The following is a 25,615-nucleotide window of genomic DNA, read 5'->3' as shown; positions in this document are numbered from 1 at the left end:
ACAGGAGCGCCATGCTAACACTCTATAAGGAAGAACTGCGGGCCGTCATGCGGGGCCGCTTCGCATGGATGGGCGTGGCGATTGTCCTTCTGGGCTTGGGAGGCCTTGCTGCCGTGGCCACACAGGACAGCTGGCTCGATGGTTACGGCACTATCGGTTACTTCCTTGCGCCGGTTTGTTTCTTGCCATTGGCGGCCGGAATGATCGCAAGCCCGCGTGCCAACCGTTTTGTCGAAAGCGTCTTTACCGCGCCGGTGGACCGGCAGGATTGGTTTGTCGCAAAAACTCTCGTCATCCTGACGCTGGCGGGCGTATACTATCTCGCCATCGCGCCCCTGGCTGCCGTTTACGTGGCCAATGTCGGCATGCCGTTCCTGTTGAACCGCTACCTTGTTTGGACGCCAGGAATCCTGCTCGTCTGCGTCGCTGTCGGCACCCTCATTGGCGTATTGTTCATCGGACGAAGCGTAGCGCCGCCCGTCGCCACGGGCGTCGGTGTCATGCTTGTCTATGCCGTGTTGGTGCCGTTGCAGGAACTGCTGGTCACGCGAGGGTATGGCGCGACTGCCACAGGTCACGTTGCCCTGATCAGCCCACTTGTGCTCCTCAAGAATGGACTGGGGTTTACTCTGGCCACGAGTGCCATTCCCGCTTCGACAATCATGACATGGATTTGCCTGTGCCTGATCGTGGTTGGATCACTTGGGTTGGCTGCGTGGATATTCCTGCGGGCACAGGGCGTCGAATCCTGGGAAGCCTCCCCGGGTCAGCGCGTGGTTATTGCGCTGGGGCTGGCTGCGTTGGTGCTGGTCCCCGCGCTCTTCGGAGATACCAACTATAACAAGGATGCGCCGCCCCAAAACAATGCCCCGGACATACCGGGGTTGTTCTTGCGGGGTGGCGGCACGCTTGCGCTCGTCAACCCGAATGGACCCGCTCCCACGGCTTGCTGCGATACGCTTCTCAACCGTGACCAATGGCCTTCATTGCCGGTCGGGCAAGCGACCCGCCAGGATCTCCTGCTGTTTCTGCCAGTCGATAGCAAGCAACGACTCACGCGATTGGAAATCCAGGTCACAGGCCAGAGCGGGCTGGACGTCCAAGTCCCGCCGGGAGCCGTCACCGAGTTATTGCACAATCTCGAGACGCGAACCTATCCGCCAGGCATCGGACCCGCAGATGCGGCTGGACATCGCGTCGAAACGGGATGGGTCGCCCGCATCCCCATCAGCCTGATTCCGAACCAGCCATGGGATATAGGCGGCATACGCTATCCGATTGATGTCAGCGCCACGTACGTGGTCGATGGCAGCCCCCAGACAAACACGATTAATGCCAGGGCAGCAGTCGAGGCACACGTGCCCAACGCGCTTGCCGAGATGGCGGGCATCGGCGCCGTCCTTCCTCTTTTGTGCCTCCTTGCAATGCTTACGCGCTGGAAACGAACGCGATGACTGAGCTAGCCCTCGAAACAACCGGCTTGACGCGCAGCTTCGGCTCGCTTGTCGCGGTCAATGAGATCAGCCTCAAAGTAGAAAAAGGCCAACTTTACGGTTTTCTCGGCCTCAATGGAGCCGGCAAGACGACGACCATCCGAATGCTCACGACGCTGCTTCCACCGACAAGGGGTAGCGCGAAACTATGGGGTCACGACATCGCGTCGGAGCCATTGGCCGTTCGCAAACTCATCGGTCTCGTCAGCGACGAGACGAGTGAGAGCCAATCGGATTGGACGGCCCGCGAATACCTTGCTTACTTCGCCCGTATCCGGGGTATCGAGGATGTCCGCGACACGGTCGAGCGGTGTTTGACCAGCGTGGGATTGGCGGAGCAATTCCGCGGCAAGTTGATCGGAACCTACAGCACGGGCATGAAGCGCCGCGTTGAAATCGCACGCGCCCTGCTGGGGAGTCCAAAAGTGCTTTTCCTGGACGAACCGACACGTGGCTTGGACCTGCCGGCCAAGCGCGAGACATGGAAGCTGCTGCGGGACCTTGCCTCCAGCGAGGCCGTCACGACCTTCCTCAGCAGCCACGATGCACAGGAGATTCGCACTCTGTGCACGCGGATCAGCGTCGTCGCCACAGGCAAACTCGTGTTCTCCGGCCCTGCGCAGGATCTCGGCGCCGATCTCGATACATTTGAAGACAGGTTGGTGGGGCTGCTGACCGGGGCGCGATTTGGATGACGGAGGCCAGGTTGGCAGGCGATCCGAGCGATAAATCGGGCTGATGCATGCGTCGCGCGCGATACCTGATTTGCGCGGCACTGATGGAATTATCCCGGGAAGCAAGTTGTTCCGGCCGCGTGATGTTTGTGCTCTTCGGACCTCACCCTTCGACTGCGCGCCACCCTTTCCGTTCCCGATGAGGATTTGCCTGCTGCCTTGAATAGCCCGGTCAACTTATCCGCGATCAGTGTTCCGATTCCCGCGCATGGATCAGCCCCACGCGGACGCGGAAACACCCGTTGTCGCCTGTAACGATGTCGTTGAAACCAATGCGCCCGAATCAGAACACGAATTCGACGGAGGTCAGCGGCCAGCAACCGCGGGTCCATTCGATTGGTATGCCGTTGCCGTCCTCGTTGACGGAGTTGGTGCGGAATACTGGTGTTCCGGGCGTCAGCCGCAGGATTTCCGCCTCATCGGGGGATGCAAAGCCGCCGCTGATGCGCGTCTCGATCCGCCGGTAGTTGACCCCATGCGCGTGAAAAACATCGGTGACCGACTGGCACATGTCGTATGTCTGCTCAAAATCGGGAAAGAGGTGGGCCGGAAAGACCTTGGTATTGACGTAAACCGGTTGCTGACCGGAGATTCTGATCCGGCATAGCCGGATAATGGCGGTATCAGGTGCGAGGCGCAGCCGTTCCGCCACGGCCGGTCCAGCCGGTTCCCAGACAATCAGCAGTGTCTGGGTGCCGATTTCCTGGCCGGGGGCTGCGAGATTGTCGAGAAATCGCCGGCCTTCGCGAACCGTGAACGTGGAGGGTAGGTTGCGCACGAAGATGCCTACACCCTTGCGAGCGGTGAGGTGACCCTCATGCTGCAACTGCTGCAGCGCCCGGCGAAGCGTGATGCGGGTGACCGCGAGTTTCTCTGCCAGATGGGTTTCGCCGGGAAGCTGGCTACCCGGCGAAAGAAAACCGTTCTCAATCAGACCGAAGATGTGATCGTAGATCTGCTGCCAGATTGGCGTGTCGCGGCGTGGGCGGAAGACCAGTCCGTCAAATGCCAGAAGGCCATCGCCGCCGCGCTCGTATCGTGTTGGAATTTTCGGGCCCTGGTTCATTCAGCGGCAATCGGCGTGCTGACAGGCAGTCTACGCTGGAGAAGTCCGGAGGAATAGACAATCCTTCCATGAACCATGGTGGCCACCACATGCGGATGTGCCGGATCTTGGGCATCGACGAGAATCAGATCCGCCCGGCGGCCGGCGACAAGCGATCCGCGATCCGCGAAACCGGCGACCCGGGCCGGATTTGCCGAAACCAGGTCCCAGATCGAGGGGAAATCGCTCGCACCAGGCGAAGACAGCCTGAAGGCCGCATGTAGCGGCGAAGGATAATGGTAGTCGCTGGTCAGCACCGTACAGAGCCCGGCTCTGACGGCATCGGTGGCATCGAGCGCACCATTGTGGCTGCCGCCGCGCACGACATTCGGCGCGCCGAGGATCACATCCTCACCCATTTGCCGTGCGGCCTTCGCTGTTTCGATTGTCAGTGGAAATTCCGAGGCCTTTGCGCCGAGCGCGCGGAAATGCGCACGCTCCTCGGGCGACGCTTCGTCATGGGCGAGAAGCACATTGCCGTTGGCCCGCGCAGTCGCAGCCAGCGTCTCGATCGCGATCGCCACGTTGTCCCGGCGGGACCAAACCCGATCGAGCAACGTCATATATTCCTCCCGGCTCAAGCTCGACCGCTCCGCCATTTGACCGATCTTACGCGCGCTCGCGCCCTTCAATACCGAGCCGGTCGTATGATCATTGAGAGCGATGATCGGTCGCGGGACGAGCGAGAGCCACTTGATGACCTGCGCCATCTGATCAAGCGCGAAGGTCTCCCAGCGCAGATGCAAACGCGTATCGCAGGCAAGCGTGTCGCGAATGTCGCAGAGCACGCCGATCAGTCGCTCGGCGGCCTCGAGGGAACGAAGTCCGGGCTCCCATGATACCGTGACACCATGAAAGGCCGTGGTTACGCCATTGCCGACAAGTTGGCGGTCGGTATCTTTTAGCGCCAGCGCGGTGTCGAAACGGACGCCTGTCCGTGGCATGATTTGCCGCTCGAAGCCGTCGCCGTGGATATCGACGATTCCTGGGAGCACCAATAGGCCATCGGCATCGATCACGGGTGCGTGGGCCGCTCGAACCTCTGTCAGGTTTCCCCCCGTAACGCTCAGGTCTCCTGTTGCAAGTCTCCGATCGGTAAGGACGCGGCCACCTTGGATGTGCCAGTTCATTGTATTCCTCAAAAAGTGGAGGCTGCCGGGAGGTGCGGGGCAAGTGTCACGAACAAATCTGCTGTGCAGACGGGTAAGCCGGAAACAGTTTCCTGTCTATACAGCAGAGGGAAAATGAAGATCCGCACTATCGCAACCGCACTCGCCATAGCGCTTGCCTCCGCCCTTCCCGTTTCTGCAGAACCGGTGAAGTTCGTCGCAACCGGGCACATGGGTTTCGATATGTCAGCAGGCGGTCCATCGTTCGGTTGCTCGGTGGCGCCCCCAGGGGCACCCATCCCAATCATCGCGCCCTTTGTCGGGATCCGTCATCATCCCGTTACATTCACTACAGATACTGAAGCTCTGTAGTGATCTCGACATGAGGGTCAAAATGGGTGCGTCACCGCCTTTGGCTGCTGTTCCGGCTCCCGACCGGGCGCCATTCGCCGATCGTGTGGCCGAGTCCGTTAGTCGATTGTCACCCGCCGAGCAGCGTGTGGCGCGCTGTCTGGTCGAGCAGAAAGATGCGGCTCTGCTGGGATCGGCGGCTGCAATCGCGGCATTGGCGGGAACGAGTGATGCAACCGTTGTGCGGACTGTTCGCTCTCTTGGCTTCGATGGCCTGTCCGATCTGCGGCAGACGCTGCTTGCCGACATCATTGCCACCCCGACGCCGAGCGCCCGGCTTCGCCTCACGCTCGAAGATGCGGGCGACAACAGCGCACAGGTCCTCGACCACGTGATCGGCATGCACGAGGAAGCGCTCGCGGCGATGAAGGCCCCGTCCTTTCAGGCCAGCTTCTCACGATCGATCGATATCCTCTTTGCCGGCAAAAGACGGCATGTTTTCGGGATCGGCCCGTCGGGCGCGCTCGCCGACTATGCGAGCCTGCAGTTCAACCGCATCGGCCTCGCTTCGACAGCGCTTTCGGCCTCGGGAGTGGCACTCGCAGACCGGCTGCTGGCGCTTGGCGAAGGCGATGCCGTTCTGATGATCGCCTATGCCCCCCTCTATCGGGAGATCGAGATCGTCATCGAGCGCGCCCGCCAGCTCGGCAACCCCATTGTCCTTGTTAGCGACAGTCTTGGCCCCTTCGTCGCCGAACACATGGCGGAAGTCCTGCCGGTGCCGCGTGGACGGGCAGATCATCTGGCCATGCATAGCGGCACGATGGTGCTGATCGAGGCGATGATCGTCGGCCTAGCGGCGCGCGATCGTGCCAAGGCAATCGCCAGCCTCGAGTCGCTTGGCGTTCTGCGGGGAACAATAGACAAGGCCTGGCTCAAGCGCGGCATAGGCCGAAGCAAGATTTGATAATATGACTTTTCCTTTAAAGTACTGTCATAAATATAATGTAAGGTTAATATGCCAATTATATCCAACACTACATGTATGGAGACAATGATGAAGAGTATTATTCTTACCGCACTGTCGTCGGCTTTGATGCTGGGCACCGCTATGCAGGCAAGCCAGGCCGAGACCCTCGTACTCTATACCGCGCTCGACACGGCGGACGCGGCGGCCAAAGCCTTCACTGAGAAGACCGGCATCGACGTCAATCTGGTGTCTCTGAGCACCGGCGAGCTTCTCGGCAAGGTGTCGGCAGAAGGCAACAATCCCAAATTCGACATCCTATGGGTCGAAGGCTCAGCCGTCATGAGCCGGCTCGCTCAACAGGGTATCCTGAAGCCGGAACATGGCCTCACCACTAAGGCAGATTATACCGCGCTTGGCAAAAAACTTGTTCCCGGCAGCGAGGCCTTTTTCCCGATCTCGGTGTCGACGACGGCAATCGAAGTCAATACCAAGAAGATCGGTACGGTGCCTCTACCGACATCATGGGCCGACCTCCAGAATTTCGCCGGCTCTGTCGCCGCCAAGGATCCGAACCTCTCGGGTCCTGCTTTCCAGTGGCTGTCCGGCTACTTTCAGACGGTCGGCGTCGACAAGGGACAGGGCCAGCTTGAGAAAACCCTCACCAACAAGGCGCTAAGCGGTCTTCAGAGTGGTGAAACGGTCAATCGCGCCGTCATTTCCGGCGATGCGAAGATCGCCATCCAGCAGGACAGCACGATCTACGATCTGATAGCCAAGGGCGAGCCAATCAAGGTCGTCTATCCCAGCGAAGGCGTGACCGCGCTTCCCTCGACTGCCGGTATCGCGACAGCCAGCAAACATGAGGAGGCAGCAAAGGCGTTCATTCAGTTCCTGCTGACTACCGAGGGCCAGAAGGCCATGCTGACGACCGACGGCGGCGATGGCTACTTCGCGCCATTGATCACGGGCATCAAGGGCAACGGTGCGCGTGTCGACAACACCGCGTCCTGGGCAATCCTCGATGACGATGTCGCAGCGAAGAATGAGGCGGCCTGGAAGCAATGGTTCCGCGACCAGTTCGTTCCGTGAGGCAATCGCTTCGAACTGCGGCTTAGGACAATCTATTTATGGCGCGTGCGTTTGACATCTCCGTAGAGCGCTGGGGCAGCGGCGTCGCCGCCCCGGCGCTTTGGGCGGTCGCCTTCATCCTGATCGGCCTGCCGCTTGGGCTGGTTGTGGTGCAGGCTTTCCTGCCGGGGCTGTTCGACCTTGCAGGGCCGAGCTTCGTCCCCTCGCTTGATGCCATCAACCACCTTGTCACCTCGCCCCGTCTGGCGCGGGGCATCATCGATACAGTGGTGCTCGGCGTTGTCGGCGCGGTCCTTTCAACCGTGGTCGGCACGGCACTGGCGCTCCTGCTCGCATTGACCGACATTCGCGGCAAGAGCGCTTTTTCCGCCCTGCCTTGGGTGGTGTTCGCAACGCCGAGCTATTTCAAGGGGCTTGCCTGGGTGCTCCTGATGTCGCCGGGCGGATATTTCGTTGGCCTTGGTCTCGTCAGTCCGGCAACCGGCAGTGCCTTCTTCGGCCCGGCTGGGCTGATGATGGTGATGGCTTTTTCACTGTTTCCCATACCGTACTTCATCGTCGGATCCCGCCTTGAGGGGCTCGGCGGCGAGTTCATCGACGCAGCGCGTGTCGCTTCGGCTGGACCGTGGCGGATCGTGCTGCGGGTCGTATTGCCTATGCTCGTGCCGGCCATTGCCTTGGCGCTTCTCACGACCTTCGCGGAGGTCGTCGGCGATTTCGGTATTGCGACGACAATCGCGCGGTCGATGAATTTCGGGCTGATCACCTACAATATCTACGCCGCGACCGCGAACTATCCCGTTGATTTCGCTTCCGCGGGGGCACAGGCCCTGGTTCTCGTCCTGCTCGTGGCCGGCTCGATCGTGGTCGCCGGCCTAATGGGCGGCGATCGCACGACGACTTTCGTCACCGGTCGCAATCGTTCGCTTGCCCGCTTCCACCTTGGCCCCTGGCAGGCGCCGGCGCTGGCCCTGATGGCGCTTTTTACGATAGGCTCGGCTGTACTCCCCCTGATAGCGATCGTCCTGCGCTCGCTCACCGTCTCGCTCGGCGGTGGTCTTGCCCGGTCCAATTTTTCGCTCGCTGCGGTCCGGACAGTCTTTGATGTTTCGAGCATACCCGGCCAGGGCCTTGTCTGGAGCGTGGTCTACGGTCTTGCCGCCGCCGTGCTCGCCGTCGCCTTCGGGCTGGTCTTCGCCTATCAGATATCGCTCGCCAGTCGCACGACACGCCTCGTGGCGTCGGGCCTCGCCCTGACGACGGTGGCGCTGCCGGGTATCGTGCTCGCCTTCGGCTATATCCTCGTCTATGACCGCCTTCCTGGCTTCAAGGACGTGCCGCTCTACGGATCGCGGCTGCTTCTCATCATAGGCTACGCGGCAACGGCGCTACCCTATTGCCTGATCTTGATGTGGTCGGCACTGGGGCGTCTAGGCGGGTCGCTGCATGAAGCCTCGCGCCTCGCCGGCGCTTCACCCGGCCGCCATCTGGTCAAGGTGGTGCTGCCGCTTATCGGCAGCGCCATCCTGATTGCTTTCGGCGTCACGACCATCCGCTCGATCTTCGAATTGCCGATGTCGCAATTCCTGCTTCCGCAAGCAGGTCCGCCTGTCCCCGTGGTCATCGTCGACGATTTCACCCAAGGCCGCGACGCCGTCGCGTGCGCGCTTGCCATCGCCACCCTTGGCGTCGTCGCTGCAATCGGCGCGATCACCTCCCTTGCCAGGAGACCCGATGCTTTGTCGCAAGGAGATTCATAGGCCATGACGTCCTCGATTTCGCTGCCTTCTGCCCTCCAATGCTGCAACCTGGTCAAGATGCTTGGTGACAAGACCGTGCTCGCGTCCCTGGACCTCGTGGTCGCCCGAGGCGAAGTCGTCTCGCTCGTCGGTGCGAGCGGTTCAGGCAAGACCACACTGCTGCGGGCCATCGCGGGCCTGGTAACGCCAGATAGCGGCGAGATCTACCTAATGGGCGATCCGGTCTGGTCGAAGCGCCGCCGCGTGCCGGCCGAGCACAGGCAGATCGGCTTGATCTTCCAGGATTACGCCTTGTGGCCGCATATGACGGTGGCGCAGAACTTGAGCTTCGGCCTCGAGGCCCGACACATGAAGAGCGATGAGATCAAGCGGCGCGTCGATCATGCGCTCGATGTAACGCGTCTCGGCTCCTTGCGGGGGCGAAGGCCAAGCCAACTCTCGGGTGGACAACAGCAGCGCGTCGCGATCGCCCGGTGTCTGGCCGCTCGGCCGCAGATTCTGCTTCTCGACGAGCCCCTCAGCAACCTCGACGCCGCGCTGCGCGACGATCTTCGCTCCGAGATGGTGCGGCTGATCCGTGCCGAGGGCATCACCGCCATCTATGTCACACATGACCAGGCGGAAGCCATGGCCGTCTCGGATCGCCTCGCCGTCATGGATCGCGGCACGATTGCGCAATTTGCAACGCCGCAGGAGATCTACGAGGCACCGGCCAATGCGTTCGTGGCACAGTTCCTCGGTGGTTTCTCCCTGCTCAAGGGATGGACCGAGAAAGACGCCTTCCATGCCGAAGGTGGCACGCTCAAGCTACGCCATCGCTCGCCTGGCGTGAGCGGCGATGGCGTGCTTGTCGTCCGGCCGGAGGATGGCCGGCCCGCGGCCAGCCATCCCGAAAACAGGATTTGCGGCGAAGTGATCGACAGCGCCTATCAGGGCCGCTGCTGGCGGCTGATGATCAAGGTCTCGACCGACATCATCCGCCTGGACTGGCCCACCCGCGAGAACCTGGGCACCGTGATCGAATTCTCGCTGCCGCCAGACCGTTGCACCGTGCTTTCGAACTAAGCATCTGGTGGCCATTTTTACCTTTGTGGGAAAACCTTGATGACGAACATAACCACCATCTCATCGGCAGTCACCGCGTCGTTCCTCGGCTCCTTCGTCGAGGTCGTTGAAGCCTTCACCATCATCCTCGCCGTCGGGTTGTCGCGCAGTTGGCGGCCCGCTTTCGTCGGAACAGGGCTGGCGCTTGCAGTTCTGGCGGCGCTCATCATCGTGCTCGGACCATTGCTCGGCCAGATCCCGATCGAGCTCCTGCAATATGTCGTCGGCGTTCTGTTGATCCTGTTCGGCATACGCTGGCTACGCAAGGCGATCCTGCGCGCCTCCGGATACATAGCGCTCCACGACGAGGCGAAAGCGTTCGCTGCCGAGACGGACGCCTTGCAACGGCAGGCCTCCGACCGTCGTGCCGACTTCCTGGCAGGGCTGACGGCCTTCAAGGCTGTGCTGCTCGAGGGCGTCGAAGTCGTCTTCATCGTGATCGCGGTCGGCGCTGGAAACGGCCTGCTCGGCTATGCCAGCCTTGGCGCCGCGGCCGCCTGCGTCCTGGTTATCGTGTTGGGCCTCGTTATCCACCGCCCGCTGTCAACTGTGCCCGAGAACACCCTCAAATTCGTTGTAGGGCTGATGCTGACCTCGTTCGGCATCTTCTGGACCGGCGAAGGTCTAGGCGCGGCGTGGCCGGGAGCCGATCTGGCGATTCTAGGGATCATGGTGATCCTTGCTGTGGTCGCCTTCGTCGCCATCCGCATTCTTCGCGGCACTTATGCCGCCAAACTTGAGGCCAATACGCCATGAAAGTCATCCGTACCGCAATCTCCGAATTCCTGGGCCTGTTCATCGACGACGGCAGCCTGGCGCTGTTTGTCGTCATACTGATCGCGCTGGTCACGGCCGCGGTGAAAACAAGCATTGTCTCGCCGCTCCTCGGTGGAGGGTCTCTGCTCCTGGGCTGCGTAGTGCTGTTGATCGAGAGCCTCTATAGGGCTGCTCACAAGCAGCGATAGCCGAAATCAAAGCCGTGCATCCAGTTCAGGAGGACGCTGCTTGCCTTCTCGATACTGGCGGCCAACGCCGACTTCGCGTTTAACGACGACGTTCTTGAGCACGATCGCGTGCTTGACGCCATGGTTGGGGCAGTTTCTCGGGGATGAATCGGCACTATCCGCGGTGATTGGCGATATCATTGAAGGCAGCCAGGCGAGTCTTTTGAGCCGCCGCCCGAAAGGCGGGACGTCGAGCGCTTGTGCTGCCATCCAGAAGTATCATCGCGCGGGCGAGAAATGCCCCTTCCCTATCCGCAACGCGACTTATCCAATGCGCCAGCCAAGGCACCACGGCACCTTACGAATATGTATTCGAGCGGCAATGCGCGGGAAATATCAATGGCCCATCGCTTCGGGGAAAACGGAGTCATCTCAATGAACAGGATCGCTGAAACCTTCTGGGTTGCGTCCGCGCTGTGGCAATGCAGAGGGTTCGCCGGCGACGCAATTGTGGCGATGTCGTTTCTCCCTCCACTCGAAATGGCTCGGCTGCTCGGTCCCGTGTTCCTCCGACCATCGAAACGACCTACACGGTCGTTGATCGGTCGTAATGGCGTGAGCGCGCCTGCCGCTGCAACGATCGCTATCGTCGCACACTTCAGCAGGTCGCGTTTCGGACGCCGCATATCGAACTGGCATCCCTGTGTATCGACCGCAATAAAAAGCAACGATGAATGTTAGATGAAAAAGCCCGGGAATGGCCGGCAATAGCATTGGTTCCGAGGATCGACGGATGCAGCAGGGACGATGACCTCGTCTTTCAAGGCGCGTTTAGCCGGCAAACCCATCTGGCACCGCCGCAAGCGGCGGTCGTCGAGACACTCGATGGCAAAGGCACCCTGGGCCTGCACAACTTTATCGCGCAGCAGTTTTCCATGCCGCAGGGCATGTGCGGGCGTTTGACCGGGGCAGTCATGGGCCTGATAAACCACCTACCCAACAGGCGCGCCATCGAACTCTTGGACATCGCCGAACAGGATGACGTGCTCGAAATAGGATTTGGGCCGGGCTGGGCGCTCAAGAAAATGGCCAAACTTGCGCGGAGCGGCACGGTTACCGGGGTGGATCGGTCGCCAACGATGGTTCGTCAGGCCCACGCTCGAAATCGAGCAGCAATTCACCATAGAAAGCTGAAACTGATCCAGGGCACCTGCGAGCAGCTTCCACTGGAAACCGCCTCGGTTGACAAGGTTCTAGCTGTCAACGTGATCTACTTCTGTTCGCCGATTGGGACCGCCCTCGCGGAAGCCCACAGGGTTCTACGCCCCGGCGGAACAATGTCGATCTATGCGACGGATTGCTCTTCTATGAGGGGGTTGCAATTCATTGGTCCTGAAACCCGGCAAACATTTGATCGGAAAGGACTGGAGGATTTCTTGAGTAGGAGCGCATTTGCGACGGATCAGATCGATATTCAACCAGTTTGGTTGCCATTCGGCTTTCGAGGCCTTGTGGCTCGACTGTGCAAGCGGTGAATGCGGATATGCGCGCCACACCTAAAAGCGCGTCGCGATTAACCGGCCTCATATCCTGCATCTTTGAAGAAGTTTCTGCATTCGGCTGGCTCAAACAGGCAGGTATCGCCGAGAGCCTGGCAGAGTGTGTCGAAGGTTCTGGCGGCCTTCTTTCGCAGCCGCGTCTTGAGTTTTGAGTAGGCCATCTCGATGGGGTTGAGATCGGGCGAGTATGGCGGCAGGAACAGGAGCCAAGCGCCCCTTTGGCGAACCAGTTGTGCGGCGCGCTCGGTCTTGTGAAGCCGACATTGTCGAGAATGACGACATCGTCGGGCGACAGTTCGGGAGCGAGCTGAGTTTCGACGTAGTGTTCGAAGATGGCGCCATTCATCGGCGCGTTGACGATCCACGGCGCGCCGGCGCTCCGGCACAGAATAAAAAACTTCGCCGTCCTTGACATGATTGCGAGTGGAAACCCGTCATCTCTCTGTAACAAACGCTTCTCATAGTAATCCCGTAGAGATTGCTACTTGCGTATGGCACGGAGAGTGCGTTGAGCGGAACGACAGGACCAGTCGAACGGGTAACGTTCGACGAGCACGTACAGTCGACACTGGGGACGCTGACCCCGGCCGAGCAACGCATGGCCCTGTTCTTTGTCGAGCAAAAGCACGCCGTCTTGCTGGGGTCCGCAGCTCAGATCGGGGAGATGGCCAGCGCCAGCGACGCGACGGTCGTGCGAACGGCCCGCTCGCTCGGTTTCGACAGCCTGTCGAAGTTGCGCAAGGAACTCCTCGCCGAATTGACGGGAACGCCCTCTCCCGCAAAGCGCCTCGAACACACGCTAGACGCGACAGGTGCCAACGGCGAGGGCGCGCTCAGTCACGTCATCGGCATCCACGAGAGCGTGCTGGACGTCCTCAAGCGCCCCGACATGTCACAGCGTTTCAGCAATGCCGTTGAAATCCTCTCGAAGGCTAGGCGGCGGCACATCTTCGGTATTGGACCATCCGGCGCCATGGCGGACTACGCCGCGCTCCAGTTCAATCGCATCGGGCTGAGCGCCAGCGCGATGTCGGTCGCCGGGGTTGGTCTCGCCGATCGGTTGCTGTGGATCGAGCCGGGCGACGCCATCCTTATGATAGCCCAAGCACCACTTTACCGTGAGGTAACGGTGGTCCTGGCGGAAGCGCAGCGTCAAGGCGTGCCTGTGGTCCTCATCAGCGACAATCTGGGCGCGCGCGTCGCCGACCAGATCGCCGAATTGCTCCCGGTGCCGCGCGGCAAAGCCGATCACCTCGCCATGCACGGCGGCACGATGGTGCTGATCGAGGCGATGATCATTGGACTCGCTAGTCGGCACCGCGAGGCGGCGCTCGACAATCTCGATCGATTCAGCGCCCTGCGCGGCGCACTTGACAAATCATGGACAAAGCGAGGAACACGTAAAAGTAAATCTCGCAGTAAACCAAATACTGACATAGAAAATTCATGAAGAGATAATAGTCTGTATTTTACATCACAGTTACCGCCTCAAAGATATGGGAAGTTAAACCATGATATCTTGCGCAAGTATCGGAATTACATTGGGTATATCTACAATGCTACTGACCTCATCGGTCATGGCCGCTGATCTGATCATGTATGATGCACTCGATTTCGCAGCCACGGCGGCGAAGGCCTTCACCGCTAAAACGGGCGTCACCGTTGATGTCGTGGAGCCCGGCGGCACCGGTGAGACGCTGGGGAAAATCGCAGCTGAAGGCGACAATCCGCAGTTCGACATCGTGTGGGTGGACGGTTCCGCCGTCATGGAACGCATGATGGAGAACCACGTGCTGCAGCCGGTCCCGGCCGCGTTCTATGACTCGATCAAGTTCAACGATCTTGGCAAGTCGCTCATTCCGGCCAGTCATGCCTTTGTGCCTACGGGCGCCAGCACGACGGCAATCGAAGTCAACACCAAGAAGGTCCCGGCCGACCAGCTACCGAAGTCGTGGGCCGATCTCGAAAAGTTCGCTGGCAGTGTTGCCTCGAAGGACCCAAACATGTCGGGGCCCATGTATCAGTGGCTCGCCGGCGTGTTCCAGACCGAGGGCGTCGATGCCGGCAAGGCTATGCTGGCCAAGATCCTCACCAACAAGGCTCTAGCTGGCTTTCCGAGCGGCGGCCCGGTCGACAAGTCGGTTCTCACCGGCGACGCCAAGGTTGGCATCAATCAGGACAGCTCGATTTTCGCGAAGATAGCGAGCGGCGAACCGGTCGTCGCCATCTACCCGACCGAGGGCTCTGTCGCGCTGCCTGCCAGCATCGGCATCAGTGCCAAGACCCAGCACATGGACGCGATCAAAAAGTTCGTCGCCTTCATGACCAGCCCAGAAGGCCAGGCTGCCATGATGAATGGCGACGACACCGACTTCTTCTTTATCCCGATCATCCAGGGCGTCAGCGCCAAGCCGGGCAGGAAGATCGACATTCCGTTCGTCGTGCTCGACGACAAGCTCGCCTCGGCTCACGAGACCGAGTGGAAGACCTGGTACAAGGACACCTTCGTCCAATGACCTTGTCAGCTTGAGCATGGCACACGAACAGCAATTGGGGGCCACGGGAATTGTCCGTGGCTCCAGCGACAAGCAGATGGTTGCCTTCGTAAGGAGCGCGATTGGGCGCGTCAGCGTCCTGCCGCTTATCATCTACGCCGTTTTCGCGATGTTACTCGGACTGCCGTTGCTGTTGGTGCTGGTGCAGGCCGTGATGCCGGGCCTGTTCGACGTCAACGCACCGGACATGGCGCTGAGCCTTGGTCCGCTGGAAAAGGCGTTTGGATCATCGCGGGTCGGCAATGCTGTCGTCAATTCGCTGGAACTGGCGGCAACGACCGCGTTCACCGCCACGCTGCTGGGTGGCGCCTTTGCCTTGCTGGCGCGGCGCTGCAACATTCCGGCGCGGCGGTTCATTTCGGCAGTCCCATGGCTGGTCTTTCTCACCCCCTCCTATCTAAAGGCGCTGGCCTGGGTGCTGCTGATCTCGCCCGGCGGCTATCTGGCGCAATGGGGCATTCTGTCGACCCAGTTCATCCATACGTTCTTCGCCTTGCCGGGTCTCGTTTTCGTACAGACTCTCAACCTTTTTCCGCTTGCTACGTTCGTCATCGGAGCGGCACTCGCCGGACTGGGTGGCGAATACGAGGACGCCGCGCGCATGGCGGGCGTGCGGCCGTTGCGGATATGGCTTCATATCAACGGGCCGCTCTTGATGCCGGCCATCGCCCTCAGCCTGATTACAATCTTTGCCGAGGTGCTGTCGGATTTCGGCATGGCCTCGACGATCGCGCGGGTCTCGAACTTCGGCGTCCTCACCTATGGCATCTACGCCGCCGCCAGCGACTATCCTGTTGATTTCCCGATGGCCGGCGTGCAGGCCCTGATCTTGCTGCTGCTCGTCGTTGGCGTCGCGATGGTCGACCGATTGCTGCGGCGCCGTGCCGACCCGCGACTGATCTCTGGCCGCTCAAAAAATGGGCGCACCTATGATCTCGGCCTCTGGCGTTGGCCAGCTGCGATCGCCGCATTGGTGATTTCCTCCCTCGCCCTGTTCCTCCCGGTCGCGGCGATCGCTGCGCGCGCCTTTTCCCGCACCCTCGGTGCAGGATTGACGTTTGGAAATTTTACAGCCGCGAACGTGCTGACCGCGCTTTCCTTCGGCACCGATACCGACGGCGCGCTTCTTCGCAGCCTCGCCTATGCGGGTATTGCCGCGGTGATCACTTGCGGGGGTGCGCTGATACTCGCGGCCGAACTCGACCGGTCGAGAGGCATCTTGAGACCGCTGGTGCTCGGCCTTTCGTTGGGAGCCGTTGCCATCCCCGGCATTGTGCTGGGCTTCGGTTATATCCTGATGTGGAACCGGCTGCCTGGCTTGCGGAATTGGCCGTTTCCACACTATGGCGACGCTTCGCTGATGGTGACCGGTTATATCGCCGCCGCCCTGCCCTACTGCCTGGTCATCATAATGGGAGCAATCGGCCAGTTGTCGCCAAGCCTCGGGGAAGCCGCCAAACTCCATGGTGTCGGCGCCACGCGACGGCTGTTGCGGATCACACTGCCGCTGGTGCTGCTGAGCGTGGTGACGGCATTCCTGTTCACTTTCATCCGCACGATGTTCGAACTTCCGATCTCACAAATGCTGGTTCCAGTGAACGGCCCACCGGTACCGCCAATGGTGACCCATCTCTTCAGTCACGACCAGGACGGCCTTGGCTCGGCGCTGTCGCTCTTGAGCATGCTTGTGGCTGGGGGTGGCGCCGGGATCATCTGGCTGTTTGCCAAGAGGTTTGTGACGCGGCGTGGCGTTGCATCAGCCGTCATGCCAACACCTGCCTCTTCCGGGATAAGCTCATCGTGACCGCCTCCCTTAGGTGCTCGGGCATTTCGAAGTCACTTGGCGGTCGTCCTGTGCTCGATAATCTGAGCCTGAGCGTCAACGCGGGCGAAGTCGTCTCGCTCCTTGGGGCGAGTGGCTCGGGGAAGACCACCCTGCTGCGCGTCATTTCAGGTCTTACCGATCCCGATCAGGGGCAAATCACACTCGATGGACGTACCGTCTGGAGTCCGAACGCTGCGGTTCCTTCCGAGCGGCGCGGCATTGGCATGGTGTTCCAAGACTATGCCCTTTGGCCGCACATGTCAGTCGAAAAGAACCTCGGCTTCGGCCTTGAGTCGCAGCGATTGTCGCAAAGGGACGTCGCGGAGCGGCTCAATCACGCACTCGAGGTCACACGCCTTGCGGCCTATCGCGGCCGTTATCCAGTCGAGTTGTCCGGAGGGCAGCAGCAGCGGGTGGCAATTGCCCGGTGTCTCGCCGCCCGTCCAGCGCTGATGCTTTTCGACGAGCCGCTCAGCAATCTCGATGCGGCCTTGCGCGAAGACATGCGCGTCGAGATGATGGACTTGGTCAGGTCCGAGGGGATCACGGTTGTCTATGTCACCCATGACCAGGCAGAGGCTATGGCGGTCTCGGATCGCATAGCCGTAATGCGTGCCGGCGTCATCGCCCAGTTCGACACGCCGCAGGCGATCTATGAGAAGCCCGCGAACGCATTTGTAGCAGGCTTCATTGGCGGTTTCTCGCTCGTGCGGGGTACCGTCCACCAAGGAATGTTCAAGCTTGCCGACGTTGAAACGGAGCCGCTTCAGGCGACCGGCGCTCGACCCGGGGTCGGAGACTTGGTTATCCGGCCCGAGGACGCCCGACCCGCCACGTCTCATCCCGCCACCCGGTTGCAGGGAACCGTTGTTTCACAAGCATTTCAGGGCAGATGCTGGCGTCTTGTCATTGAACTCGGCAAACAGCGTGTCCGGCTTGATTGGCCCGATGCTGTGCCGACGGGGACGACCCTGGGATTTTCAATTCCGGCCGACCGCTGCGTCATTCTAACTGAATAGTTCCCTCGGACTTTCGACCATAGGGGCGTGTCATGGATACTGGCAACCGCCTGGTTGGCAGCGCACACGCATTACAAATGAAATCCGTGCTTGTCGATTTCGTCCAGGCAATCGTTCACGTCTACCGCTTGAGCTTCTTCCTGGTCATCATCCGAGGCGTGCGGGTCAATCGCGGGCGCGCGGCATCTCCCGACCCTGCCTGGACATCCGATCAGGCTTGATGCCTGCCAACTGCCCTCCGTCGACCGGCAGCGTAGCGCCGGTGATGAAGCTGCTTTCGTCCGACCCCGGCCACAGGACTGCTTTGGCGACTTCGTCGGCTGTTCCAAGACGCCGCATCGGTGTCGCGCTCGCCGCTTGTCGTTGGGTTTGTTCGCCAGCTGCCTCCAGATGGTGCGTAAGGATAGGACCTGGCGCAAGAACATTCACGCGAACTCCACGATCCGCATAGTCCAGCGCAGCGACCTTGGTCAGCGCTATTATACCTGCTTTACCAGTCACATAGCCCGCGAGATTTGCAACGCCTTGGACGCCAGCCAATGAAGCCATGTTGACGATGGAGCCGCCGCCCGTGGCAAGCATGGCCGGAACTTGGAACTTCATGCCGAGGAAGGTTCCCCTGACATTGGTTCGGATAGCACGGTCGAAATCATCGACGCTTATGTCGGCGAGAGGTTGCGGCGCTCCCCCATCAGATGCGTTATTAAAGCAATATCAAGCCGCCCAAATGCACCCAACGTCGCATCGACCAAGCACTCTACAGAGCGCTCGTCGCCCACATCCAAGGACATAAAATGCGCTTCATGGCCCTCGGCTTGGATTACCCCAACAACGGCCTCCAGCGCCTTTTCGTCACGGGCAGCAAGCATCACCTTCGCGCCGGCCCGAGCCAGGACCCTCGCTGTTCGTGCACCGATACCGCGACTGGCGCCAATCAAAAGTGCGACTTTCTCGCTTAATAAGCCTGGGGCCTGCTCGATAGACTGATCGTCCATCGTCTTGTTCCTTCATTTCTCTAAATGGGCCATCCCGGCAGCACAACTCTCCGGTGATGGCGGCTGCGACGCCGAGCAACGCAAACCATTAGGGTAGCGATTGGGACAGCCCGCCTGCTCGGCGCTCGACGATCACACCGGAAATGAACCGGCGCAAACAGCGAGCCAACTGCCAACCTTCCGACGTTGAAGAGCAGCGCATAACCCATCCCGACCATCATTAGCGGCTTGCACGGATCGCTGCGTGACAGACGATGCAGCTTCTGACATTGATTCATTCAAGGCGTAATAATTACTTAATGTAACTATTACGCAATATAATTATTTTATGCAAGGTAAATGAATATGGAAAAAGCTCCCGCGGACCGAGAGAGAGACGGTCCCGCATTTTTGTTGGCTCAGTTGGGAGCGCATGCCGCCTCGAAATTTGCCGCGAGGATGCGCGCTATCGATCTCACGCCCCCGTTGGTAGGCGTCCTGCGATTTTTGGCTCGCAATCCTGGATCGATTCAAAAGGAGCTCGCCGACGCCATCGGCATGCCAGCTAGCAGGCTTGTCGCTATGGCGGATCAGCTAGAAAGTCGTGGGCTCGTCTGCCGGGTACGCGACGAAGAAGATCGCCGGTCGCATCGGATTACTCTAACCGCCGGCGGTGAGGCAGAACTTGCGATCATCGCTAGAGAGGCGCGAGAACATAAAAACGAACTGCTCGCAGCCCTGTCAACGGAAGAGCAAGATCAGCTTGCCGGACTTCTCCAACGGGTTGCCATCCAGCAGGGTCTTAGGCTCGGCGTCCATCCCGGCCTGTCCCGCCCATCGTATGTTGAGCAAACGGAGCCTTTGTAAGTGCCGTAGCGATCTCGAGAGATCATCAATGGGCCACCGCATTGGCGATCTAGCCTGTGGTCGGAAGCAACGAATCCGCGCGGTTTCCATTCGCAAATAACCGGTGCAAACCCCGGGCAGCGACGACTCCCGGTGATGATGATGGAAACGTCTTGAGGGCGGGCGGCCGATGCCGGGTGGTTGGCGGCCGAGCGAGAGGGCACCATGATCGAGAAGCTGAGCGCTTTCCACCGCGATCGCTGCGGTCCTCGACTACCCGATGGCCGGATCGGTGGCCCACCTCGCCGCCGAGCGGGGACTGCCAGCGCTTTTGCCACGACGGAAGGCCGCAGAGCTTTTTTGAGATCTGGCTTTTGGCCGATCCTTTACGCTATCAAACGTGATCGCCGACTGGCGCAGCAGGCGGCCCATCCGACAGAGGAAACGGCAGCACATGGTAAAACCAACACCCGAGGTGGTTTTCATCGGAGCCGGCGGCACTATCGCCTCGATCGGCAAGGATCCGTTCGATGTCTTGGACTACGGAAACAACGACAAGAGATTTCACGCGGAAGAAATCATTGCGTCGTTGCCACCTTTGAGCGGCTTGACCCGGGTAACGCCGGTTCGTTTCCCGAATATCGAGAACACTGCAGTTATCGCCGAGGAAGGCAGTTTCCTCGGCGCCTCTCGACGCATGGGAATCCATATGACTTTGACCGGGCGATCATCAGGGATGGCGGAAAGTTTGAGCTTGGTCATGACGGATCCTTCCGCGTGCCATACGGCGCGAGCACAAGGTCGTGGTTGACGATGATGCGAACCGGGAAGCCGGGCCGAATGGTGAGCGTCGGCTGGACGTTCAGCTGGTTGCGAACGATCTGCTGACCGATATTCGAGACTGAATTCTGCGCGCTCTCTCGAATGGCCTTGGCGACATCACTCTCGTTGTTGCTGGAACCGAGGCTGGAGCCGACGCCCAATAACGTCGACAGCGCTGCGGCCCGAAACATCTGGCCCCAATGGTGATCGACCTCATCCTCCAGTCCGGCAAAGCCTGCCGCATCGGCGCCCGGCTGACGCTCCAGCACAATGGATATGCCATCGGGCATGATGAGCCGGCTCCAAACCAGCAGCACGCGCGACTGGCCGAACGCGACCTGGCTGTCGTACTGCCCAATCAGCCTCGCTCCTTGCGGGATCAGCAGGTATGACCCTGTCGGACTATCATAGACGTTCTCGGTGACCTGGGCGGTGATCTGGCCGGGAAGATCGGACCGGATCCCGGTGACAAGCGCCGCTGGAATGACCGTTCCGGCCTGCACGATGTAGGCCGAGACCTTCTCGATGAGATGGTCAGGACTTACGGTGCGTCGATCCGGTATCGCGTTGACGAAAGCGAGCTTGCGATCCTGCATGTTTTGAGCCGTGCCAGGATCGAGCGGCGGCTGTTCGGTCGGTGGCGTCAAGCCGGACATGGCGTTCGCCACGATGTTTCCTGCACCAGTATCCTGCCGCGCGGTATTCGCTCGCGCGTTGGTGTCGGTAAAGAGCTTCGCGACACGCGCGGCCTCAATCTCGGCCAGGCGACGCTGCTCGTCCGGATCGGCGCGCGGCGTACTGATGTTGGGCACCTCGATCGACTGGCCGCGCTCCTGTGCACGCAGGATTGGCCGGCCGAGATCGCCGGGCAAAGGGGGCCCGAGCTTTGGAATGCCGGCATAATCCTTCGGCAGGGTTTGTAACCCGTCGGCGGTCGATCGATTTTCAGTGGTGAAGAGTTCGGATGGCTCATCGTTGCCGCGCCGCCTGGTGTCGAGCGCCCAGATCAGTGTGCCAAGGATCGCAGCACTGACCACTCCACCAAGACCGATCAGCACCTTGCGCGAAAGGCGCGTGACCCTGGCGGGCGCGGGCCTCAGACGTAGTTCGGCCCTGATGTCAGGGTTCGGGAGATTTGCAACGTCGCTCATCGGAACAGCCTCGCGCTGCGCTGCGGTCTACCGTCAGTGCGCACGATTCTGACACGCTTCCCGCTCGTCTTGTCGCCGAGCCTCAGTTCAGCCGCGGCGAAGAGGCGGTCGACGACATAGTAGTTTTGCCGAGCGCGGTAGTTGACCAGTTCCGAGCCGCCCGATGGGCCGATGACGAAGAGCGGCGGCATCTCACCCTGACCGATACCGGATGGAAATTCTATGTAGACTTTTGAGCCGTCATCGAACACGCGTAGCGGCTTCCACGGTGCCGCGTCGCCCTCGATGCGGTAACGAAAGTTGAGTTTCTGGATGTCGATGCCGGAAGCGACCGGCTGGGCTTCGGAAGCCTGCGCGTTCTGGCGCCGCAGCGCTATCAACTGATCCAGCGGATACTGCCACGATACAGAGGCCATGTAGGTGCTTTCGGTCGATCGCAGCTCGAGATGATAGGTGCGGCGATCGCTGTTGATGACAAGGTTGGTCTGAAGATCTGGCCGCGTCGGCTTGACGAGAATGTGGACCTGGAGACGGTCCCCTGCCCCGCTCTGCGTATCACCGATAATCCAGCGCACGGTATCGCCGGCGGCGACGGGACCAGAGCCGACGAGCTGCTCGCTAGGCTGCAGGGCGATGTCGGTGACCTGGCCCGGCGCGGTATAGATCTGGTAGAGCGCGCCTTCGCTCCACGGATAGAGTTGGATCGCGTTGATAAATCCGTCGCGGACGGGCTGCATTCGTGCGGCCTCGTTTGCCTGGCTGATACGCTGCTTGGGGTCGGCCGGCTCCGCCTGAGCCTTGCTGGTCACAATAGGCTTCAACTGGCCGGGAAGCGGAAGCGGTTTCGGCAGTTCCACGACCTTCACGGGACCGGTCGGATCGGCCTTTAGCATGGCCGGCTTGGCATCATCGTATTGGATCTCGGGTGGGATGTATTTTTTCGAGGCACAGCCGGCGAGCGCCGTTGCCGACAGCAGCGCCAGGGCAAGTAGCCGCACGGTTGTGATGCTGTGGACGGACTGTCCTGTCGTTTTACGTGTTGGTGCCGCACCCATCATGAAAGCTCCTTCGACCAGTTGATCGCATTGACGTAGACGCCGAGCGGATTGGCCTTCAGCCGATCTGCATCGCGGGGTTGTTGAGTGACGATGGTAAGGATGGCGGTCCAACGCTCGGTGCTGGCCAGGCTGCCGTTCTCGTAGCGACGCTCGATCCAAGCGACACGGAACGAGTCCGGCGAAGCCCGGATGACGCTGGAAACCTCGACCGCGATCTGGATTTTGCCGACCTTGGCAAAAGGGTCGTTCAGACGCGCGTAGTCGTTCAGGGAAATGGCGCCGCGGTCAGTCGTGTAGTCGTAGGCGCGCAACCAGTTCTGGCGGACAATGATCGGGTCATCCGGGATGCTTCTGACCTGCTCGATGAAGCGGGCGAGATGCCAAGCAATCTGCGGATCGGTCGGCCGATAGTCGGCGACGGCTGGGGTAACCGCCTGCGCCTCGCCCAGCTTGTCGACCTGCACGACCCATGGAACAACCGTGCCCCGCGTCGATTGCCAGACCAGGGCAGAAGCGAAGCCACCGGCAAGGACCAACGACCCGAATGCCATCAGCCGCCAGTTTTTCGCCTGCACACGAGCCGAGCCGATGCGGTCATCCCAGACCTGAGCGGCGCGCTGATATGGCGTCTCCGGTTGAGGCGTCTTTCCGTAACGAACGGAAGGTCGTCTGAAGAGGGTCATCGGCGGTCGTCCTGATTGAGGGAAACATTCATCGAGCCGCCGCCGTGGTCGCCGGAGCGGACTGAATGCGCGGCCATACTCGCGCCATGGCTCATGGTCTGGCCGCGCTTCATGCGGTTGGCCCATGCTGGCGGCGATCCGGGGCCGGATTGTGTGTTTGGAGCGGTAGCTGGGAAAGCAGTCCCCCCCGGCGGCTCGCCGCCGGTCGCGTTCCATGCCGCCGAGCGGCCGGCTTGATGACTGGAAGACAGCGCTGAAGCCGCGCGCGACATTGCCTGCTTTATCGGTTGGACGGCAGCGCCGGCGCCCGCCCTGGCGACGCCTGCCATGCCGGCGGCAATCGAGCCTGCACCGCTCTGTCCGGATGTGGCAGCGGCGAGGCCGTAAGCCGTCGAGGTGCTGCCGGCAAGATGCGCGCCACCGCGCGCAGCGGCTGCCGACATGCGCCCTCCGGCATTGAGCGCACTTGCGCCGCCGCTCAATCCGGCACGGGCGCCCATGGCGCCGGCGGCACCTAGACCGATGGCCGCGAGGCTCGTTCCGACAGCAGCACCCGCCCCGAGCTGCGGAGCGCCGGAAACAAGGCCAGTAGCGATGCCGGGACCGAAGATCGACAGCCCCATCAGCGACAGGGCGCCCAGCACAAGCGACAACGCATCCGTAATCGTGGGCTGTTGCCCGCCAAAACCTTGGGTGAACTCGCCAAAGAGGCCCGAGCCTATGCCGACAATGACAGCGAGCACGAGGATCTTCACGCCCGAAGCAACAATGTTGCCGAGCACTTTTTCGGCAAGGAAAGCGGTCCGGTTGAACAGCGCAAACGGGATCAGCACGAAGCCGGCAAGCGTCGTCAGCTTGAACTCGATCAGCGTGACGAAAATCTGGACAGCGAGGATAAAGAAGGCAATCAGCACGATCGCCCACGCGATCATCAGCACCGCGATCTGCACAAAATTCTCGAAGAACGAGACGTAGCCCATCAACTGGCTGGCGGCCTCAAGGATCGGATTGCCGGCGTCGATGCCGACCTGTGCGACACGTCCCGGCTGCAGGAGTGCGGAGCCCGACAATCCCGATCCTCCCGCCTTCAGGCCGAGCCCGGAAAAACTCTCGAAGATGATGCCGGCGAGACGATTGAAGTTGCCGATGATGAAGGCGAAGAAGCCAATGTAAAGCGTCTTCTTCACCAGCCGGTGGAGCATGTCCTCGTCCGCACCCCAGGCCCAGAACAGGCCGGCGAGCGTAATATCAACGACGATCAGCGTCGACGTGAGAAAGGCCACCTCGCCGCCAAGCAGACCAAAGCCTGAGTCGATGTAGCGGGTAAAAGTCTCGAGGAAACGATCGATGACGCCGGTGTCGTTCATGGCGCCACCGTGTTCGGGCGGAGTTGGTCTTCCGCACCCGGCGGCGCAGACGGTTGAACAGGCAGAAGCCGGCTCTGGTCCTTGTCGACCAAGGGAATCGCATATGGTGAAACATGCTGTGTCGGCTGAAGAAAACGCCGGCGGTTTTCCGCCCAGATCTTCCTACAGGCCTTGTCAGCAATCGCGGCCATGCCGATGTCCCGGCATCGTGCAAGCTCGACCCTTGCCGGCTCGCCGCCCGGATGTGCGGAACGCGGGGAGGACGCTTCCTGCGAGCCGTCGCCGCGCAACGCCATGAAGGCGGCGGTCATGGCGGCGCCAAGGGCAAGAACGGCTGTCATCCGGGCGGCGATCTTGAGATTCATGACCAGCCTCAGTCGTGGAACATGCGGACTGTCGACGGGCTGTAGCTGCTACCCGCCATGAAGCGGCTGAACTGTTCTCGCGCCTGCTCTTGCGCAGCGGCCTTCCTCGCCTGCTCGAGCGCGCTGGCGCGCCCCTGCGCTGCCATCATCGCTGTCAGATCCGCCACCTGCCTTGCCTGCACGGCGAGAAGCTGGTTGCCGGCCTGCGTCGCCTGCAGCACGCCGACGGCCGACTGGCTGGCGCCGACCAGCGCGCTGGTCTGCTGTTGTGTCCCCTCGATGTTGTCGACGGCGACGGCTCCGCTCTTCAACGAATGTTCGAAGGCCGACACCGAGGTCTTCCAGCGCTCGCGCGCGCCATCGACAAGCTGCTGGCTGGACAGGTTCGAACCGAAGTTTTCGTAGGTCGAGGTGAACTGCCTGTCGATATCCTGGACGCTGTAGGCGAGCTTGTCGGCCTCGCCGAGCATGGTCTTCATCTCGGAAAAGTTGCCTTCGATCTGGCCAAGCAGCGATGTCGGCAGCGAGGTGAGGTTCTTCGCCTGGTTGATTAGCATCTGCGCTTCGTTCTGAAGCGAGGTGATCTGGTTCTGGATCTGCTCCAGCGAGCGTGCTGCCGTGAGCAGATTCTGACTGTAGTTGCTTGGATCAAAGACGATGAACGCCGAAGCCGGTGCGCAGGACAGCGCGATTGTCACGGCGACAACGCTGGCGGCAGCCATGTCACGGGCG

26 protein-coding genes and 1 pseudogene are annotated in these 25,615 nt (G+C 60.9%); 15 read left to right on the top strand and 12 right to left on the bottom strand.

What is annotated here, in order from left to right; translation table 11 throughout:
* Positions 1–11: 11 nt before the first annotated feature.
* A complete protein-coding gene (locus tag ABVQ20_RS28925; RefSeq protein WP_354463104.1) occupies positions 12–1,454 on the top strand; it encodes an ABC-2 transporter permease in 1,443 nt (480 codons plus the stop codon).
* Entirely contained in the window at positions 1,451–2,188 is a 738-nt protein-coding gene (locus ABVQ20_RS28920) for an ABC transporter ATP-binding protein (RefSeq protein ID WP_354463103.1), read from the top strand. The genes ABVQ20_RS28925 and ABVQ20_RS28920 overlap by 4 nt, the downstream gene beginning before the upstream one ends.
* Before the next feature lie 322 nt (positions 2,189–2,510).
* Here the strand turns inward: ABVQ20_RS28920 and phnF are convergent, their stop codons facing one another.
* Positions 2,511–3,293 (bottom strand): phosphonate metabolism transcriptional regulator PhnF, encoded by a 783-nt coding sequence (phnF, locus tag ABVQ20_RS28915; RefSeq protein ID WP_354463102.1) that lies wholly within the window; start codon positions 3,291–3,293, stop codon positions 2,511–2,513.
* Positions 3,290–4,462 (bottom strand): alpha-D-ribose 1-methylphosphonate 5-triphosphate diphosphatase, encoded by a 1,173-nt coding sequence (locus ABVQ20_RS28910; RefSeq protein WP_354463101.1) that lies wholly within the window; start codon positions 4,460–4,462, stop codon positions 3,290–3,292. Before ABVQ20_RS28910 ends, phnF begins: the two co-directional genes overlap by 4 nt.
* 295 nt (positions 4,463–4,757) lie before the next feature.
* On the opposite strand from ABVQ20_RS28910, the gene ABVQ20_RS28905 reads away from it, so the two are divergent.
* The 6 genes from ABVQ20_RS28905 to ABVQ20_RS28880 all read left to right on the top strand — a co-directional run bounded on the left by ABVQ20_RS28905 (position 4,758) and on the right by ABVQ20_RS28880 (position 10,680).
* Positions 4,758–5,759, top strand: a complete 1,002-nt coding sequence (locus ABVQ20_RS28905) for a MurR/RpiR family transcriptional regulator (RefSeq protein WP_354463100.1) — start codon at positions 4,758–4,760, stop codon at positions 5,757–5,759.
* Between the two features lie 90 nt (positions 5,760–5,849).
* Positions 5,850–6,851: an ABC transporter substrate-binding protein gene (locus ABVQ20_RS28900; RefSeq protein WP_354463099.1), complete on the top strand. Its 1,002-nt coding sequence runs from the start codon at positions 5,850–5,852 to the stop codon at positions 6,849–6,851.
* A gap of 38 nt (positions 6,852–6,889) precedes the next feature.
* Positions 6,890–8,611 (top strand): ABC transporter permease, encoded by a 1,722-nt coding sequence (locus ABVQ20_RS28895; RefSeq protein ID WP_354463098.1) that lies wholly within the window; start codon positions 6,890–6,892, stop codon positions 8,609–8,611.
* Positions 8,612–8,614: 3 nt separating this feature from the next.
* Complete coding sequence (locus ABVQ20_RS28890) at positions 8,615–9,676, top strand: ABC transporter ATP-binding protein (protein ID WP_354463097.1); 1,062 nt, start codon at positions 8,615–8,617, stop codon at positions 9,674–9,676.
* 39 nt (positions 9,677–9,715) lie between these two features.
* Positions 9,716–10,471, top strand: coding sequence for a COG4280 domain-containing protein (locus ABVQ20_RS28885; protein ID WP_354463096.1), 756 nt, complete (start codon positions 9,716–9,718; stop codon positions 10,469–10,471).
* Complete coding sequence (locus tag ABVQ20_RS28880; protein WP_354463095.1) at positions 10,468–10,680, top strand: hypothetical protein; 213 nt, start codon at positions 10,468–10,470, stop codon at positions 10,678–10,680. Before ABVQ20_RS28885 ends, ABVQ20_RS28880 begins: the two co-directional genes overlap by 4 nt.
* A 6-nt stretch (positions 10,681–10,686) precedes the next feature.
* Here ABVQ20_RS28880 and ABVQ20_RS28875 read toward each other — a convergent pair whose 3' ends face one another.
* Positions 10,687–10,929 (bottom strand): hypothetical protein, encoded by a 243-nt coding sequence (locus ABVQ20_RS28875; RefSeq protein ID WP_354463094.1) that lies wholly within the window; start codon positions 10,927–10,929, stop codon positions 10,687–10,689.
* A gap of 464 nt (positions 10,930–11,393) precedes the next feature.
* Here ABVQ20_RS28875 and ABVQ20_RS28870 point away from each other — a divergent pair, with 464 nt between their 5' ends.
* Positions 11,394–12,194 carry a class I SAM-dependent methyltransferase gene (locus ABVQ20_RS28870; protein WP_354463093.1) on the top strand — a complete coding sequence of 267 codons (801 nt, stop codon included), beginning with the start codon at positions 11,394–11,396 and terminating at the stop codon, positions 12,192–12,194.
* A gap of 38 nt (positions 12,195–12,232) precedes the next feature.
* Here ABVQ20_RS28870 and ABVQ20_RS28865 read toward each other — a convergent pair.
* A pseudogene (locus ABVQ20_RS28865) lies at positions 12,233–12,588 on the bottom strand (transposase); the annotation flags it as partial.
* 108 nt (positions 12,589–12,696) lie between these two features.
* On the opposite strand from ABVQ20_RS28865, the gene ABVQ20_RS28860 reads away from it, so the two are divergent.
* The 4 genes from ABVQ20_RS28860 to ABVQ20_RS28845 all read left to right on the top strand — a co-directional run bounded on the left by ABVQ20_RS28860 (position 12,697) and on the right by ABVQ20_RS28845 (position 17,617).
* Positions 12,697–13,668 (top strand): MurR/RpiR family transcriptional regulator, encoded by a 972-nt coding sequence (locus ABVQ20_RS28860; RefSeq protein WP_354463092.1) that lies wholly within the window; start codon positions 12,697–12,699, stop codon positions 13,666–13,668.
* A gap of 106 nt (positions 13,669–13,774) precedes the next feature.
* Complete coding sequence (locus ABVQ20_RS28855) at positions 13,775–14,734, top strand: ABC transporter substrate-binding protein (RefSeq protein WP_354463091.1); 960 nt, start codon at positions 13,775–13,777, stop codon at positions 14,732–14,734.
* A 16-nt stretch (positions 14,735–14,750) separates the two neighbouring features.
* Positions 14,751–16,577, top strand: a complete 1,827-nt coding sequence (locus tag ABVQ20_RS28850; protein WP_354463169.1) for an ABC transporter permease — start codon at positions 14,751–14,753, stop codon at positions 16,575–16,577.
* On the top strand, positions 16,574–17,617 hold the full coding sequence (locus ABVQ20_RS28845) for an ABC transporter ATP-binding protein (protein ID WP_354463090.1): 1,044 nt from the start codon (positions 16,574–16,576) through the stop codon (positions 17,615–17,617). The genes ABVQ20_RS28850 and ABVQ20_RS28845 overlap by 4 nt, the downstream gene beginning before the upstream one ends.
* A gap of 165 nt (positions 17,618–17,782) precedes the next feature.
* Here ABVQ20_RS28845 and ABVQ20_RS28840 read toward each other — a convergent pair whose 3' ends face one another.
* Positions 17,783–18,280 carry an SDR family NAD(P)-dependent oxidoreductase gene (locus tag ABVQ20_RS28840; RefSeq protein WP_354463168.1) on the bottom strand — a complete coding sequence of 166 codons (498 nt, stop codon included), beginning with the start codon at positions 18,278–18,280 and terminating at the stop codon, positions 17,783–17,785.
* The gene (locus ABVQ20_RS28835; RefSeq protein WP_354463089.1) at positions 18,277–18,612 is read right to left on the bottom strand and encodes an SDR family NAD(P)-dependent oxidoreductase; all 336 of its coding nucleotides are present in this window, start codon (positions 18,610–18,612) and stop codon (positions 18,277–18,279) included. Before ABVQ20_RS28835 ends, ABVQ20_RS28840 begins: the two co-directional genes overlap by 4 nt.
* A 345-nt stretch (positions 18,613–18,957) precedes the next feature.
* On the opposite strand from ABVQ20_RS28835, the gene ABVQ20_RS28830 reads away from it, so the two are divergent.
* Positions 18,958–19,458 carry a MarR family winged helix-turn-helix transcriptional regulator gene (locus ABVQ20_RS28830; RefSeq protein WP_354463088.1) on the top strand — a complete coding sequence of 167 codons (501 nt, stop codon included), beginning with the start codon at positions 18,958–18,960 and terminating at the stop codon, positions 19,456–19,458.
* Between the two features lie 433 nt (positions 19,459–19,891).
* On the top strand, positions 19,892–20,248 hold the full coding sequence (locus ABVQ20_RS28825) for a hypothetical protein (RefSeq protein ID WP_354463087.1): 357 nt from the start codon (positions 19,892–19,894) through the stop codon (positions 20,246–20,248).
* Here the strand turns inward: ABVQ20_RS28825 and ABVQ20_RS28820 are convergent.
* From ABVQ20_RS28820 to trbJ, 6 genes are read right to left on the bottom strand one after another with little or no spacing between them, the layout of a single operon-like run.
* On the bottom strand, positions 20,196–21,410 hold the full coding sequence (locus ABVQ20_RS28820) for a TraB/TrbI/VirB10 family type IV secretion system protein (RefSeq protein WP_354463086.1): 1,215 nt from the start codon (positions 21,408–21,410) through the stop codon (positions 20,196–20,198). The two genes, ABVQ20_RS28825 and ABVQ20_RS28820, sit on opposite strands and share 53 nt — an antisense overlap.
* The gene (gene trbG, locus ABVQ20_RS28815; RefSeq protein ID WP_354463085.1) at positions 21,407–22,465 is read right to left on the bottom strand and encodes a P-type conjugative transfer protein TrbG; all 1,059 of its coding nucleotides are present in this window, start codon (positions 22,463–22,465) and stop codon (positions 21,407–21,409) included. Before trbG ends, ABVQ20_RS28820 begins: the two co-directional genes overlap by 4 nt.
* Positions 22,465–23,151, bottom strand: a complete 687-nt coding sequence (trbF, locus tag ABVQ20_RS28810; RefSeq protein ID WP_354463084.1) for a conjugal transfer protein TrbF — start codon at positions 23,149–23,151, stop codon at positions 22,465–22,467. Before trbF ends, trbG begins: the two co-directional genes overlap by 1 nt.
* The gene (gene trbL, locus ABVQ20_RS28805) at positions 23,148–24,518 is read right to left on the bottom strand and encodes a P-type conjugative transfer protein TrbL (protein WP_354463082.1); all 1,371 of its coding nucleotides are present in this window, start codon (positions 24,516–24,518) and stop codon (positions 23,148–23,150) included. The genes trbF and trbL overlap by 4 nt, the downstream gene beginning before the upstream one ends.
* Positions 24,515–24,883 carry a putative entry exclusion protein TrbK-alt gene (trbK-alt, locus tag ABVQ20_RS28800; RefSeq protein WP_354463080.1) on the bottom strand — a complete coding sequence of 123 codons (369 nt, stop codon included), beginning with the start codon at positions 24,881–24,883 and terminating at the stop codon, positions 24,515–24,517. Before trbK-alt ends, trbL begins: the two co-directional genes overlap by 4 nt.
* An 8-nt stretch (positions 24,884–24,891) precedes the next feature.
* Complete coding sequence (gene trbJ, locus ABVQ20_RS28795; RefSeq protein WP_435528442.1) at positions 24,892–25,605, bottom strand: P-type conjugative transfer protein TrbJ; 714 nt, start codon at positions 25,603–25,605, stop codon at positions 24,892–24,894.
* Positions 25,606–25,615 lie beyond the last annotated feature (10 nt).

The sequence above is a fragment of the Mesorhizobium shangrilense genome (assembly GCF_040537815.1).
Lineage (GTDB): Bacteria > Pseudomonadota > Alphaproteobacteria > Rhizobiales > Rhizobiaceae > Mesorhizobium > Mesorhizobium shangrilense.
Note: the sequence above shows the minus strand (reverse complement) of the source record. Positions and strands in the feature narration are given on the sequence as shown.